We start from the raw sequence: 13,255 nt of genomic DNA on the forward strand, positions 1-13,255 counted from the left end.
CCTCAGCGGGTGCCGCGGGCGGCGTACTCGGCCACCTTGTCCACATTGGACTTGTCGACGAAACCGGGTCCGGTGAGGACGGGCTTGCCGCCCCCGACGGTGTTCGCGTTGTCGCGGTACAGCTTCAGCATCACGATCGGCAGGTAGCCCTGCTCGTACTGCTGCTGGTCCACGGCGAACAGCACGTCACCGGCCTTGATCGCGGCCGTCACGTCCGCGTTGAGGTCGAACGTCGCCACCGACGCCTTCGCCGCCGCGCCCTTGACCGCGTTCACCGAGGACACCGCGACCTGGGGGTTCAGCGCGAGCACCGCGTCCATCGACGGGTCGGTCTGCAACGCGCCCTTGATCCGGGACTCCACGTCGGTCGGGTTGTTGATGTCCACCTGGAGGTTGGTGACGGTGCCGCCGAACCCGGTGCGCGCGCCGTCGCAGCGCTGGTTGAGGCCGACGTTGCCCGCCTCGTGGATCACGCACAGCAGCTTGGTCTTGCCCGCTTCCTTGAGCTTGCGGCCCGCTTCCTCGCCCGCGACGCTCTCCTCCTGGCCGACGTGCGCCATCGCGCCGAACGACGCGCTCTTGTCCGAGCCCGAGTTGATCGTGATGACCGGGATGCCCGCCTTGACCGCGTTCTCGATCGACGTCTTCAGCGCGTCCGGGTTCGCCATCGACACCACGATCCCGCCGACCTTCTGCGACACCGCGTTGTCGATCAGCGTCGACTGGCGGCCGGGGTCGCCGTCGGAGTTGTAGTCGACCGTCACGCCGAGCTGCTTGCCCGCGTCCGTGGCGCCGTTCTTCACCACGTTCCAGAACGCGTCGCCCGCCGTGCCGTGGGAGATGACGGCGACGCGCAGGTCGCCGGTCGGGGCCTGGGCGGCGCCGGTGTCCGTGGTGGCGGTGGTGGTGTCCGCGCCGGGACCGCTGCACGCGGCGAGCAGCGCGAGCCCGGTCAGCGCCAGTCCGAGCCGGACCGGTCCGAGCCGGGCCGGGCCCGTGGCGCGCAGGGCCTTTCGAGTGGACGTCATCGTCTCTCCTCGCTGGGTTTTCGCTAGGCGGTGAACTGGGTGAGGTGCGCGAGGCTGCGCGCGGTGTCCCGCACCGGGGTGTCCAGCGGGCTGTCGTCACCGAGCGCCGTGTCCTGCTCCAGGACGTACCAGCCGGTGTAGCCCGCGTCCCGCAGGAACGCCACCAGGGCCGCCACGTCCACGTCGCCGTCGCCCAGCGGCACGTACATGCGCTGCTGCACGGCGGCCGTGTAGCCGAGGTCCCCGGCGCGCACGGTGGCCGCGACGTCCGCCCGCACGTCCTTCAGGTGCACGTGCCCGATCCGCTCGGGGAAGCGGCGGGCCAGGTCGACCGGGTCCGTGCCGCCGATGAGGAGGTGGCCGGTGTCCAGGCAGAGCGGCAGGTCGGAGTCGGCGAGGAACCGCTCGACCTCGGCGGTGCGCTCGACGTGCGTGCCGACGTGCGGGTGGAGGACGGTGCGCAGGCCGTGCCCCGCGGCCCGGTCGCGGACGAGCGCGGCCGTGTCGATCAGGGTGCGCCACTCGTCGTCGGTGAGCGCGGGACGTTCGTCGTAGCCGTCGAGGCCGGTCGCGGCGGCCAGCACCAGGACCTCCGCGCCCGCCGCGGCGAGCAGGGCGGCCACCCGGTCCGCTTCGTCCACAGTGGACTTGTCGCCGGTGTGCAGCGGCACGGCGAGGAAACCGCCGACGAGCGCGAGGCCGTGCTCGTCGAGGAGGGCCTTGAGGGCGTCCGGATCGGACGGCAGGTAGTCGGGCGGACCGAGTTCGGTAGCCCGCAACCCGAGCGCCGCCATGTCGTTCAGGACGGTCCCCGGGTCGAGCACCCTGCCCCACCCCGGGACCTCGCAGACGCCCCAGGAGATCGGCGCACCGGCGATCTTCACGCGGCCACCTCCGTCTCGATCCGAACAGGAGCACCGGAACGCCGTGACTCCTCGCAGGCCTCGGCGAGCCGCAGGCTGATCAAACTCTCCCGCGCCGGCGACGGGTTCGCCACCGTGCCCGCCACGACCTGCGTGAACACGGCGACCTCGTTGACGTACGCGCGGTGGAAGCGCTCGGCGAAGCCGGGGTAGGCGTCGGCGGCGGCCTTCGGCCCGTCCGGTTCCAGCGACGTCAGCGGCGTGCGCGGGTCGAGGCCGACGACCAGCGAGTCGCGGCTGCCCAGCACCTCGATGCGGTGGTCGTAGCCGAGCGGGTCGTGCCGGCCGCCGGACAGCGTGGCGTGGGCGCCGCCCGCGAACTTCAGCAGCACCACGGCGTTGTCGACGTCGTCGGCGGCGGCGAACGCGGGGTCCACCAGCACCGAACCCGACGCGTACACCTCCACCACCGGCTCGCCGACCAGCCACGGCACGGCGTCGAGGTCGTGGATCAGCAGGTCGCGGAAGATGCCGCCGGACTGGGGCAGGTAGCCGAAGTCGGGCGGCCGGGCGTCGTTGCCGAGCGCCCGGACCAGGTAGACGTCGCCCACCTCGCCCGCCCGGACGCGCCGGTGCAGGGCGGACACGGCCGGGTCGAACCGGCGCTGGAACCCGACCAGCACCTCCACGCCGGACGCCTCCACGTCGTCCACCAGGGCGCGCATCTCGTCGAGGTGGCTCGCGATGGGCTTCTCGCACAGCGTCGGCACGCCGGCCGCGACAGCGGCGCGCAGCAGGTCGGGGTGCGTGGTGGTCGGCGTGGCGAGCAGGACGCCGTCGCTGTGGGTGAGCAGCGCGTCGAGGTCGTCCACGCTCCGGCTGCCGGGGAGGCCGGCGGACGCCTGCGCCGCGCGTCCGGGCACCGGGTCGAACAGCAGCACCTCGTCGACCTCGTCGAGGGTGGCCAGGTTGGTGGCGTGCATGGTGCCGATGCGGCCGACTCCGGCAACTCCGATGCGCATCCCGCTGGTCTCCGTCCTGGTAGAGGCGCTTTATCGTTAGAGCGCTCTATTTGTTGGAGCGCTCTAAGGCTGTAGCGTCCGTCACAGTGGTGTCAAGAGCGCGTTGTCCGCCCGTGACGTCCGGCGCGGCCCGGGAGAGGGGAGATCCGGATGGCCAGGCCCACGATGGAGGACGTCGCGGCGCGGGCCGGCGTGTCCCGCGCGCTGGTATCGCTGGTGATGCGCGGATCACCGAAGGTGAGCGACCAGCGGCGGGCCGCCGTGCTGAAGGCCGCCGAGGAGCTGGGCTACTCGCCGCACGCCATGGCCCGCTCACTGGCCAGCCGGACGTCCCACGTGCTCGGCGTGATGGTGTCCGACCTGCACAACGCGTTCTTCGCCGAGGTCGTGGACGGGCTCGACGCCGTCGCGAACGCCGAGGGCTTCGACCTGATCATCAACACCGGTGGGCGCAGCCCGGCCCGGGAGCGGCGGGCGCTGCGGAGCCTGCTGTCGTTCCGGCCGGCCGGGTTGGCGCTGCTGTCGCCCGTGGTCCCGGCGGCGGACATCGGCCAGGCCGCGGACCAGACGGCGGTGGTGCTGGTGGCGCGGTCGTCCCGACTGGCCACTGTGGACACCGTGAACGACGACGGCGAGCGCGGCATCGCGCTGGCCGTCGACCACCTGGTGTCGTTGGGGCACCGGCGGATCGCGCACCTCGACGGCGGCGAGGGCACGCAGGCCGCGCCCCGGCGGCGCGGGTACCTGACCGCGATGGCGTCCCACGGCCTCGTGCCGCGGGTGGTGGGCAGCGAGTACACGGACGCGGCCGGCGCGCGGGCGGTGCGGTCGCTGCTGGGCGACATGCCGACCGCGATCATCTCGTGCAACGACTTCAACGCGGTCGGCGCGATCTCCGCCTTGGAGGAGGCCGGGTTCCGCGTGCCGCGGGACGTCTCGGTGGTCGGCTACGACAACACCTCGCTGGCGGCGCTGCGGCACGTCTCGCTGACCACGATCGACCAGCCGCGCAACGAGTTCGGCCGGCTCGCCGCCGAAGCGCTCCTGCAACGGGTGCGCGGCGAACGGGAGGAACCCGTCCGCCACCTCCTGCACCCGTCGCTGGTGGTCCGCTCCACCACCGCCCCGGTGGTCACGCGAGCTTGAGCCCCACGACGCCGACCACGATCAGGGCCAGGCACGCGAGCCGCAGCGGTGACGCGCTCTCGCCCAGCGCGAGGACGCCCACGAGCACCACGCCCACCGTGCCGAGGCCCACCCACACCGCGTACGTCGTGCCGACGGGCAGGTCGCGCATCGCCATCGTGAGCAGCACGAAGCTGACCACCGCCGCCGTCACCCCGACGACCGTCGGCCACAGGCGGGTGAAGCCGTCGGACCGGCCCAGCGCGGTGGCCCACACGACCTCCAGCAGGGCCGCGCCGACCAGGAGCAACCAGGCCACGGCTACGCCACCGCCCCCGCGTCGACCAGGAAGGACGCGCCGGTGACGTTGCGCCCGCCGGGACCGACCAGGTGCGCCACGGTCGCGGCGACGTCCTCGGGGTCGCAGTACCGGCCGAGCGCGGTGTAGGCGCGTTCGGCGTCGGCGTCCGGCCCGGAGGCCGGGTTCATCTCCGTGTCGGTCGAGCCGGGGTGCACGAGGTTGACCGTGATGCCGCGCGGGCCGAGGTCGCGGGCCAGGCCCTTCGTCAGCCCGATCAGCGCCGACTTGCTCATCGCGTACAGCGCCCACCCTGGGTACGGCACGCGTTCGGCCAGGCTGCTGCCGATGTTGACGATCCGGCCGCCGGGCGCCAGGTGCGGCAGCACGGCCTGGACCAGCAGGAATGCGGCGCGGGCGTGGATCGACAGGACCCGGTCGACCTCGTCCGGCGACACGTCCTCGACCGGCCCGTGCGCGACGACGCCCGCGTTGTTGACCAAGACGTCCACGCCGCCGAACGCGGCGACGGTGCGCGCCACGGCGTCCCGCAGCGCGTCGATGTCGGTCGCCTCGGCCCGGACCGCCAGCGCGCCGACGCCGAGCGCCCGCGCCCGCTCGACCACCTCGTGCGCCCGGTCCTCCGCCCGGGCGTACGTGATCACGACGTTCGCGCCCTCGCGAGCCAGCCGCGTGGCGATCGCCGCCCCGATCCCCCGGCTGCCGCCCGTGACCAGAGCGGTCCTGCCGTCGAGTTCCCCCATGTCGCCTCCAGCATCCGGAACGAGTTCCGCTTCAGCTTAAGCGGAATCGGTTCCGGATGTCGAGGCGCTAGGCTGCCCGGGTGACGCGGGAGCGGGCCGACGCCGCCAAGAACCGGGCGAAGATCCTGGCCGCCGCCGCCGAGATCGTCGCCGAACGCGGTATCGAGGGCCTGGCGATGGCCGAGGTCGCCGCCGCGTCCGGGGTCGGCGTCGGCACGCTCTACCGGCGCTTCGGCGACCGGGCGGGCCTCGCGCACGCGCTCATCGACGCCTCCGAGCGCGAGTTCCAGGCCGCGTTCCTGTCCGGCCCGCCGCCGGTCGGCCCCGGCGCGCCGCCCGCCGACCGCGTCCGCGCGTTCCTGCACGCGCTGGTCGACCGCACCACCGCCCAGCTCGACCTGCTGCTCATGGCGGAGACCGCCGGTCCGTTCGCCCGGTTCGGCGGCGCCTACGACGCCCACCACCGGCACCTGACCCTGTTGATCGCGCAGGCGCGCCCCGACGTCGACGCCGCGTTCGCCGCCGACGCCCTGCTCTCCCCGCTGGCCGCGAACCTCGTCTCGCACCGGGGTCTGGACCCGGCGGCGATCAAGGCCGGGCTGGACGCCCTGCTCGCGGGCCTGCTGCCGGCGTAGGCCGGGCCGGGGGCGCGTCAGGCCGGGCGGGTCAGGCCAGGTCGGGGCGGGGCGGGTCAGGCCGCGGCGGGCTTGCGGACGATCAGGTAGCCCTGCGGCGCCTTCTCGTCCTGGATCGGCTGCCGGTCCACTCGGGTGTGCGGCTCGAACCCGGTGTCGGCCAACTGCTCCAGCAGCCGCTCCGGCCGCATCCGGAAGGAGTCCAACAGGATGTCGTGCCCGTAGCCGTGCTCGAACCGCCGCACGTCGTCACCGACGTGGAACGCCAGCAGCAGCAGCCCGCCGGGCGCGAGCACGCGGTGGAACTCGGCGAACACCGCCGGGTGCAGGTCCCACGGCACGTGGATCACCGAGTACCAGCCCAGCGCGCCGCCGAGCGAGGCGTCCGGCAGGTCGAGGTCGAGCATCGACCCCACCTCGAACCGCAGGCCGGGGAACTCGCGGCGGGCGACGTCGACCATGCCGGGCGACAGGTCGATCCCGAACGCGTCGACGCCGAGCCCGTGCAGGTGACCGGTGATGCGGCCGGGACCGCAGCCCACGTCCGCGACCGGGCCGTCCACCAGCTCGGCGAACAGCCCCAGCACCGCCCGGTCCGCCGGGTTGTCGGCGAGCATGTCGCGCGCCAGGTCGGCGTAGTCCACCGCGACGGTGTCGTACGAGGTGCGGGTCGTGGTGAGGAAGTCCGGCTCGGTCACGCCCCGGAACCCTAGTCCCAACCGCCGCCGCGCCGGCCGTTCTTCGTCTGGGCGCGGCGCTTCTTCTCCGCGATCCGACGTTCCTGCGAGCCCTTGGTCGGCTTCGTCTTGCGCCGCACCGGCGGTGGGGCGGCGGCCGCGTCACGCAGCATGCGGGCCAGCCGCTCGCGGGCCGCCATGCGGTTCTGGAGCTGGGCGCGGTGCTCGCTCGCGGTCACCGTGACCACGCCGTCGACCAGGCGCTTCTCCAGCCGGGCGAGCATGCGGGCGCGCAGGAACTCCGGCACGGACGGCGAGGCAGCCAGGTCGAAGCTCAGCTCGACCCGGCTGTCCGCCGTGTTCACGCCCTGGCCGCCGGGACCGGAGGACCGGGAGAAGCGCTCGCGCAACTCGGCCGCCGGCACCACCAGCGTCCTCGTCACCACCAAGTCCTCGGCCACGCCGTCCAGGTTAGAAGGTCAGGCCGGGCAACGTCGCGATCTTTACCAGCTGCTCGACCGTCAGCGGCGGGTTCGGACCCGTGAGGCCGGTCTTCTCGACGTTGCCGTTCATGGCGCTCACCTCGACGACGGTGCCGTCCGCCTTCCGCAGCGAGGCCGAGACCAGCGTGACGGGGTGCAGGTCGTCGCTGGTCTGCGCCAGCACCACCACGGGCTGCCCGTCGACCACCTTCAGCTCGCACGTCGACTTCGCCGTGTTCAGCCCCGGGTCGCACCGCGGCCCCTCGCCACCGCCGAGGTTGACCATCACGCGGCCGCGGCCGGCGGCGGTCGTGACGTCGGCGATCGCCTCGTACCCGGCCGCGTCGGCGGCGAACTCCCACGGGCCCGCCGGGTAGTCGGCGTACCGCGCGGACCGGGCGTCCGCCGGGATCACGCCGGACGACGCCAGCAGCGACGTCAGCTCGGCCGCACGCCGCGGTGACGTGGGCTTCGGCGGCGGCTCGGGCTGGAACGACGTCCGGTCCGGCGGGGTGGTCACCCCCGTGGTGGACGGGCCGCCGGTCGCGGACGAGGGGGTCGAGCCGGTCGCCGCGGTGCTGCTCGCCGGGGCGCTGCTCCCGACCGGCGCCGTGGTCGAAGACCCCCCGGCCCCGACCTGGGCGACACCGCCTCCCCCTCCCGACCCGAGCATGGCCGGCACGCACACGGCCGCGACGGTGGCCAGCACGGCCGCCCCCGTGCACCCGCGGCGGAAGATCGCCTTGCGGCGGCCGGACCTCAGGATCGCCGCCCGGTCGATGGTCAGCGGCGGCTCGTCCTCGAACGCCGTCGCCAGGGTCTGCTTGATGTCGGTCATCGCTGCTCCTCGAAGACGTGGCGACCGAGAAGTTCGCGCAGCGCGGCGAGGCCTTTCGCCGCCTGGCTCTTCACGGTGCCCTCGGTCCGGCCGAGGAGCCGAGCGGTCTCGGTGACGCTGAGGTCCTCCCAGTAGCGGAGCACCACGACGGTGCGCTGCCCCAGCGGCAGGCGCGCCAGCGCCCGGCGCACGTCGAGGTCGGCGGGCGCCGCACCGGACACCGGGGTGTCCGGCACCGCGTCGACCACCGTCTCCCGGCTGCGGAACCCGCGTCGCGACTCGTCGATCGCGGTGCGCACCAGCACCTTGCGCGCGTAGGCGTCGATCGCGCCGTCGCGGCGCACGCGCGGCCAGGCGACGTACAACTTGGTCAGCGCGGTCTGCACCAGGTCTTCGGCGCGGTGCCAGTCACCGCACAGCAGGTACGCCGTCCTGCGCATCACCAGCGCGCGGGCGTCGACGTACTCACCGAACTCGCGATCGCGTTCCACTCGGCCCCTCCTCGGTCGCCGCTTAGTACGGCGCGGCGACCGCCGGAGGTTGCCTCCGAGTTCTCGGCGCGGGGACTAGAAGCGCGGGTGGTCGCCCGCCAGGACGGCGCCGGGCTCGTCGGAGCGCACGACGTCACCGAGCACCCACGCCGGGACGTGGCGGGCGGTGAGCACGGCGAGCGCGCGGTCCACGTCCTCCGGCGCCACCACGGCCACCATGCCGATGCCCATGTTGAACGTCTTCTCCATCTCCTCGCGCTCCACCCGACCGCGCTGGGCGATCAGGGCGAACACGGGAGCGGGCGTCCAGGTGCCCCGGTTCAGCTCGGCGCGCAGGCCCTCGGGCAGCACGCGCGCGAGGTTCGCGGCCAGGCCACCACCGGTGACGTGCGCGAACGTGCGGACCTCGGCCTCGGCGGCCAGCGCCAGGCAGTCCTTCGCGTAGATCCGGGTCGGCTCCAGCAGCTCCTCGCCGAGCGTGCGGCCGAACTCCTCGACGTGGCCTTCCAGCGGCATCCGGGCGATGTCCAGCAGCACGTGCCGCGCCAAGGAGTACCCGTTCGAGTGCAGGCCGGACGAGCCCATGGCGATCACGACGTCACCCGCGCGCACCCGGTCCGGGCCGAGCATGGCCGACGCCTCGACCACGCCGACGCCCGTGCCGGAGATGTCGTAGTCGTTCGCGCCCATCAGGCCGGGGTGCTCGGCGGTCTCGCCGCCCAGCAGCGCGCAGCCCGCCAGCACGCAGCCCTCGGAGATGCCCTTCACCAGGGCCGCGATCTTGTCCGGGACGACCTGGCCGATGGCGATGTAGTCCTGCATGAACAGCGGTTCCGCACCGCACACCACGAGGTCGTCCACGACCATCGCGACCAGGTCGATGCCGACCGTGTCGTGCTTGTCCATCGCCTGCGCGACCGCGATCTTGGTGCCGACGCCGTCCGTCGACGCCGCCAGCACCGGCTCCTTCCAGCGGTCCAGCTTCAGCTGGAACAGCCCCGCGAAGCCGCCGATGCCGCCGAGCACTTCGGGACGCTGCGCCTTCGCCGCCCACGGCTTGAGCTTCTCCACCGCCTCGTCGCCGGCTTCGATGCTTACCCCAGCTGCGGCGTAGGTCGCCTTGGCGCTGTCCGTCACGTCTCTGTGCTCCAACTTTCAGGGCATCTGGTTTCCGGGCGCACGCCCGGCTTGGCGGCGCTCAGGGCCGTTGCAGGGCGTCCTCGGCACCGTACCCGTTCGTCAGGACGGGAGCGGCCGAGCCCGCGACGCCCCGAATCCCCTCGAGCAGGTGCTTGCCGATCAGCGCGTCGTCGGGCAGCGGGATCGGGTAGTCGCCGTCGAAGCAGGCGCAGCACAGGCGCGTCTTCGGCTGCTCGCTGGCCGCGACCAGCTCCTCCAGCGAGACGTAACCCAGCGAGTCCGCGCCGACCGAGCGGCGGATGCCGTCGATGTCCAGGCCGTTCGCCACGAGCTCCGCGCGGGAGGCGAAGTCGATGCCGTAGAAGCACGGCCACTTCACCGGCGGCGACGCGATCCGCACGTGCACCTCGACCGCGCCGGCCTCGCGCAGCATCCGCACCAGGGCGCGCTGCGTGTTGCCGCGGACGATCGAGTCGTCCACCACGACCAGGCGCTTGCCGCGGATGACCTCGCGCAGCGGGTTCAGCTTCAGCCGGATGCCCAGCTGGCGGATCGTCTGCGACGGCTGGATGAACGTGCGGCCCACGTACGCGTTCTTGACCAGGCCCGAGCCGTACGGGATGCCGCTGGCCTGGGCGTAGCCGATGGCGGCCGGCGTGCCGGACTCCGGCACCGGGATGACCAGGTCGGCCTCCACCGGGTGCTCCGCGGCGAGGCGGCGGCCGATCTCCACCCGCGTCGCGTGCACCGAGCGGCCCGCGATCGTGGTGTCCGGGCGGGCCAGGTAGACGTACTCGAAGATGCAGCCCTTGGGCTCGGGGTTCGCGAACCGGCTGGACCGCAGGCCGTTCTCGTCGATCGCGATCAGCTCGCCCGGCTCGACCTCGCGGACGAACGACGCGCCGACGATGTCCAGCGCCGCCGTCTCGCTGGCGACGACCCAGCCGCGTTCGAGCCGGCCCAGCACCAGCGGCCGCACGCCCTGCGGGTCACGTGCCGCGTAGAGGGTCGACTCGTCGGAGAACGTGAGGCAGAACGCGCCGCGCAGCGTCGGCAGCAGCTGCATCGCCGCCTGCTCGATGCCGATGTCGGCGGCCTGCGCCGCCAGCAGCCCGCACACCAGGTCGGAGTCGGTGGTGGCGCCGTGGCTGGTGTCGACGCCCAGGTCGCGGGCGCGGGCCATCAGCTCGGCGGTGTTCACCAGGTTGCCGTTGTGGCCGAGGGACAGGCCCGAGCCGGTGGCCGTGGTGCGGAACGTCGGCTGCGCGTTCTCCCACGTCGTGGAGCCCGTGGTGGAGTAGCGGCAGTGGCCGACGGCGACGTGGCCGCGCAGCGACTGGAGCACCTGCTCGTCGAACACCTGGCTGACCAGGCCGAGGTCCTTGAAGACCACCACCTGGCTGCCGTCGCCGACCGAGATGCCCGCCGCCTCCTGGCCGCGGTGCTGGAGGGCGTACAGGCCGAAGTAGGTGAGCTTGGCCACTTCTTCGCCGGGTGCCCAGACGCCGAACACACCGCATTCCTCGCGGGGTTCGCGCTCCTCTTGTGGTTCGTGGTCAGTGCGGCCGGATGCGGATTGGTCGGTGACCACCAGTGCTCCCTAGCGACGAGGTCGGGCTGCACCGTCGAGTGTAAGGCGCATGGGGGTGCAACCACCCCCCTGCGGACCCCCGTCACGTGACCAAACGCACCCTCAGTCGAGCTTCAGGGCGTGCCAGACCTGGTCGTCGCCGGTTCGCTTGAGCGGAAGACGGCCCCACAACCCGTAGTGGACGATCTGCGCCTCCCCGGTGATCTGGAGGTCGGTCTCCTCACCCGGCCACGCGGCCCGCACCTCCGGCACCACGCCGGGGGCGAACGTCACCACCCACGCCTCGGGCACGTCGGTGAGCTGGATGAGCGCGGTGCCCTTGGTGGTCGGCGGCACGTCGGTCGCGTACTTGGCGGCGAGGAGCGTGGTCAGCGCTTCGTCGATGCCGTCGACGGCGAAGTCGGCGTCGCCCACCACGAGCTCACGCAGGGCGGCCTGGGCGTCCCAGCGGCGGAGGTCGAGCTCGTGCGCGATGCGCCGGTGCCACACCCAGGCCAGGTCGGGCGCGGCGGGCGAGAACGTCCACGCGGTCCGGTTGCCGGGGATGGCGGGGAGCAGGTCGGCCGCCTTGGCCAGCTGCGCGTCCAGGTACTCCAACGGCGCCACGTCCGCCGGCGGTGGCGGCAGCCGCAGCTGCACGGTGCTGCCGGTGCGGAGGTACTCCAGGGATGTCTCCAGGAACCGACCGACGTGCAGGGTCAGCTCGGTGAAGGTCCAGCCGGGGCAGCTCGGCACCTTGGCGGTGGGATCGGCCTTGCCGACCGCCGCCCGGAACAGCGCCGCCTGCGCGGTGAAGACCTCGGTCCACCGCTGGGTGGTCCAACCTCCTGGCACGTGCAGCCTCCCCGGTCGCGTCCGTCGGTGCGGTCATCGTGCCGCACGGGCGTGCGCCCCGACGCGGGAAGCCGGGAATTCCCACGAGTCCACCATCTCGACGCCGGCGAGGATGGCGGCCCGGTCCATCCAGGCGATCTCGGCCGGCGTTGGGACCGGCGCGGGCACGCGCTTCGGCAAGGGCTCCGGTGCGCGTGCCGCCGCGTGTTTCGGCACAGGCACCGGCGCCGGGTCCACCGCGCGCTCCGGCACGGCGAACCCCACCTCGTCCGCCGCCTGACGCACCGGCTCCTCGCGCAACGCGTGCCGCCCCACCGACTCCGGCTCCACCTCGTACCCCACGAACTCACGCTCCACGAACTCGTACCCCACGAACTCCGGCTCCACGAACTCGCGCCCCAGCAAGCCCGGCTCCACGAACTCGCGCCCCACCGACACCCGCTCCACCGACTCCCCGCCCACCGACTCCCGGCCCGCGTCTCCCCACGGGTCGACCGGCACACCGGAGTCAGCCTCGCCCCACTCCCGGCCCACGTCACTCCACGCGGCGACCGGCTCTGGTCGACCCGAACCCGAGCCCTCCCAGGGCCACCCGACGGCCTGCTCAACCGGCTCCGGCTCCCACGACGCCCAGGTCGCCTCAGGCCACGCGACAGCCGATCCGACAGGCCGCGGCTTGGACCGCTCCCATCCCGCGTCTCGCCACGCATCGACCGACGCGCCCCACCACAGCCCGGACCCAGCCGACCCCCGTCCGCCGTCACGCAACACGTCGATCAACGCGACCAAGCGCGGCCCGCGCCCGGACGACCCCCGGCCCTCACCGCCCCACGCGTCCGCCGACGAGCCCGACACGCCCGACGCACCCGACGGCGGCTCGGGCTCGTCCGGCCCCCAGCCCACGTCCTGCCACGCCTCGACCGGCACGGCCGGCGGCACCGCCAACGGCTCAGGTGACCCGAATGGCGGATCGAGGTCGAAGTCTCGGGTCGGCCAGGCGTCGGCGACGGGCTCGGGGCGCCCGCGCGGCCGGCACCCCGGCCGCGGCCGGTGGTGCGGTGCGCGCGAAGGTTTCGCCCGGCGGTCCGGACCGGCCGACGGCGCGGTGGGCGGACGCCCGGCGAGGAGCGCTTGCCAACGCTGCCAACGGGTTCGCAGTGACGATTTCGCGCGGTGGCGCGGGCGTGGACCCGCGAGCCGGCTGAAGGAGGCCAGGAGGCGGAGCACCAGCACCACCGCGCCTCGGCCCAGCGCTTGCAGGAGGACGCCGCGGAGGTCCAGCGCGGACACGATGTAGGTCATGCGTTCATGGTCGAACGCTTGTTCGACGTGCGCAAGATCACCTTCGAGTGATTTCGCGATCGTCGTTTGACCGCAGGTCACTTCACCTCGTCGGCCCACTGGTCGGGGGAACCGGGGATGATGATCGCGCGTCGCATTCCCAGCGGCTGGTGGCACGAAGGGTGG

16 protein-coding genes and 1 pseudogene are annotated in these 13,255 nt (G+C 73.3%); 3 read left to right on the plus strand and 14 right to left on the minus strand.

What is annotated here, in order from left to right:
• Nucleotides 1-2: 2 nt before the first annotated feature.
• From ACRAKH_RS33420 to ACRAKH_RS33435, 4 genes and pseudogenes are all read right to left on the minus strand, one after another.
• On the minus strand, nt 3-1,028 hold the full coding sequence (locus ACRAKH_RS33420) for a sugar ABC transporter substrate-binding protein (RefSeq protein WP_380724125.1): 1,026 nt from the start codon (nt 1,026-1,028) through the stop codon (nt 3-5).
• 23 nt (nt 1,029-1,051) lie between these two features.
• Nucleotides 1,052-1,912, minus strand: coding sequence for a TIM barrel protein (locus ACRAKH_RS33425; protein ID WP_447009518.1), 861 nt, complete (start codon nt 1,910-1,912; stop codon nt 1,052-1,054).
• Nucleotides 1,909-2,595 carry a Gfo/Idh/MocA family protein gene (locus ACRAKH_RS33430; RefSeq protein WP_380724136.1) on the minus strand — a complete coding sequence of 229 codons (687 nt, stop codon included), beginning with the start codon at nt 2,593-2,595 and terminating at the stop codon, nt 1,909-1,911. Before ACRAKH_RS33430 ends, ACRAKH_RS33425 begins: the two co-directional genes overlap by 4 nt.
• A pseudogene (locus ACRAKH_RS33435) lies at nt 2,572-2,919 on the minus strand (Gfo/Idh/MocA family protein); the annotation flags it as partial. The gene ACRAKH_RS33430 and the pseudogene ACRAKH_RS33435, both read right to left, overlap by 24 nt.
• A 144-nt stretch (nt 2,920-3,063) precedes the next feature.
• Here ACRAKH_RS33435 and ACRAKH_RS33440 point away from each other — a divergent pair.
• A complete protein-coding gene (locus ACRAKH_RS33440) occupies nt 3,064-4,059 on the plus strand; it encodes a LacI family DNA-binding transcriptional regulator (protein ID WP_380724124.1) in 996 nt (331 codons plus the stop codon).
• Here the strand turns inward: ACRAKH_RS33440 and ACRAKH_RS33445 are convergent.
• Nucleotides 4,046-4,357 carry a DMT family transporter gene (locus tag ACRAKH_RS33445; RefSeq protein ID WP_380724123.1) on the minus strand — a complete coding sequence of 104 codons (312 nt, stop codon included), beginning with the start codon at nt 4,355-4,357 and terminating at the stop codon, nt 4,046-4,048. The genes ACRAKH_RS33440 and ACRAKH_RS33445 overlap by 14 nt on opposite strands.
• A 2-nt stretch (nt 4,358-4,359) precedes the next feature.
• On the minus strand, nt 4,360-5,100 hold the full coding sequence (locus ACRAKH_RS33450; RefSeq protein ID WP_380724122.1) for an SDR family NAD(P)-dependent oxidoreductase: 741 nt from the start codon (nt 5,098-5,100) through the stop codon (nt 4,360-4,362).
• A gap of 80 nt (nt 5,101-5,180) precedes the next feature.
• Here ACRAKH_RS33450 and ACRAKH_RS33455 point away from each other — a divergent pair, with 80 nt between their 5' ends.
• Nucleotides 5,181-5,735: a TetR/AcrR family transcriptional regulator gene (locus tag ACRAKH_RS33455; protein ID WP_380724121.1), complete on the plus strand. Its 555-nt coding sequence runs from the start codon at nt 5,181-5,183 to the stop codon at nt 5,733-5,735.
• A 56-nt stretch (nt 5,736-5,791) separates the two neighbouring features.
• Here ACRAKH_RS33455 and ACRAKH_RS33460 read toward each other — a convergent pair whose 3' ends face one another.
• The 8 genes from ACRAKH_RS33460 to ACRAKH_RS33495 all read right to left on the minus strand — a co-directional run bounded on the left by ACRAKH_RS33460 (nt 5,792) and on the right by ACRAKH_RS33495 (nt 12,322).
• On the minus strand, nt 5,792-6,433 hold the full coding sequence (locus tag ACRAKH_RS33460; protein WP_380724120.1) for a class I SAM-dependent methyltransferase: 642 nt from the start codon (nt 6,431-6,433) through the stop codon (nt 5,792-5,794).
• Nucleotides 6,434-6,444: 11 nt separating this feature from the next.
• The gene (gene arfB, locus ACRAKH_RS33465; RefSeq protein ID WP_380724119.1) at nt 6,445-6,873 is read right to left on the minus strand and encodes an alternative ribosome rescue aminoacyl-tRNA hydrolase ArfB; all 429 of its coding nucleotides are present in this window, start codon (nt 6,871-6,873) and stop codon (nt 6,445-6,447) included.
• A 10-nt stretch (nt 6,874-6,883) separates the two neighbouring features.
• Entirely contained in the window at nt 6,884-7,732 is an 849-nt protein-coding gene (locus ACRAKH_RS33470) for a hypothetical protein (RefSeq protein WP_380724118.1), read from the minus strand.
• Complete coding sequence (locus tag ACRAKH_RS33475) at nt 7,729-8,223, minus strand: SigE family RNA polymerase sigma factor (protein WP_380724117.1); 495 nt, start codon at nt 8,221-8,223, stop codon at nt 7,729-7,731. The genes ACRAKH_RS33470 and ACRAKH_RS33475 overlap by 4 nt, the downstream gene beginning before the upstream one ends.
• Nucleotides 8,224-8,298: 75 nt before the next feature.
• Complete coding sequence (gene purM, locus ACRAKH_RS33480; protein WP_380724116.1) at nt 8,299-9,360, minus strand: phosphoribosylformylglycinamidine cyclo-ligase; 1,062 nt, start codon at nt 9,358-9,360, stop codon at nt 8,299-8,301.
• A 61-nt stretch (nt 9,361-9,421) separates the two neighbouring features.
• Nucleotides 9,422-10,954, minus strand: a complete 1,533-nt coding sequence (purF, locus tag ACRAKH_RS33485) for an amidophosphoribosyltransferase (RefSeq protein ID WP_380724115.1) — start codon at nt 10,952-10,954, stop codon at nt 9,422-9,424.
• A 102-nt stretch (nt 10,955-11,056) separates the two neighbouring features.
• The gene (locus ACRAKH_RS33490; protein WP_380724114.1) at nt 11,057-11,788 is read right to left on the minus strand and encodes a maleylpyruvate isomerase N-terminal domain-containing protein; all 732 of its coding nucleotides are present in this window, start codon (nt 11,786-11,788) and stop codon (nt 11,057-11,059) included.
• A gap of 33 nt (nt 11,789-11,821) precedes the next feature.
• The gene (locus ACRAKH_RS33495; protein ID WP_380724113.1) at nt 11,822-12,322 is read right to left on the minus strand and encodes a hypothetical protein; all 501 of its coding nucleotides are present in this window, start codon (nt 12,320-12,322) and stop codon (nt 11,822-11,824) included.
• Between the two features lie 639 nt (nt 12,323-12,961).
• Here ACRAKH_RS33495 and ACRAKH_RS33500 point away from each other — a divergent pair.
• Nucleotides 12,962-13,141 carry a hypothetical protein gene (locus tag ACRAKH_RS33500; protein ID WP_380724112.1) on the plus strand — a complete coding sequence of 60 codons (180 nt, stop codon included), beginning with the start codon at nt 12,962-12,964 and terminating at the stop codon, nt 13,139-13,141.
• The last annotated feature ends 114 nt before the right edge of the window (nt 13,142-13,255 follow it).

Source organism: Saccharothrix hoggarensis, assembly GCF_052936025.1.

Bases quoted from the DNA above. Each gene is read 5' to 3' on its own strand.
- ACRAKH_RS33450 (WP_380724122.1), bottom strand. From the start codon at position 5,100: ATGGGGGAACTCGACGGCAGGACCGCTCTGGTCACGGGCGGCAGCCGG.
- ACRAKH_RS33440 (WP_380724124.1), top strand. From the start codon at position 3,064: ATGGCCAGGCCCACGATGGAGGACGTCGCGGCGCGGGCCGGCGTGTCC.
- ACRAKH_RS33420 (WP_380724125.1), bottom strand. From the start codon at position 1,028: ATGACGTCCACTCGAAAGGCCCTGCGCGCCACGGGCCCGGCCCGGCTC.
- ACRAKH_RS33470 (WP_380724118.1), bottom strand. From the start codon at position 7,732: ATGACCGACATCAAGCAGACCCTGGCGACGGCGTTCGAGGACGAGCCG.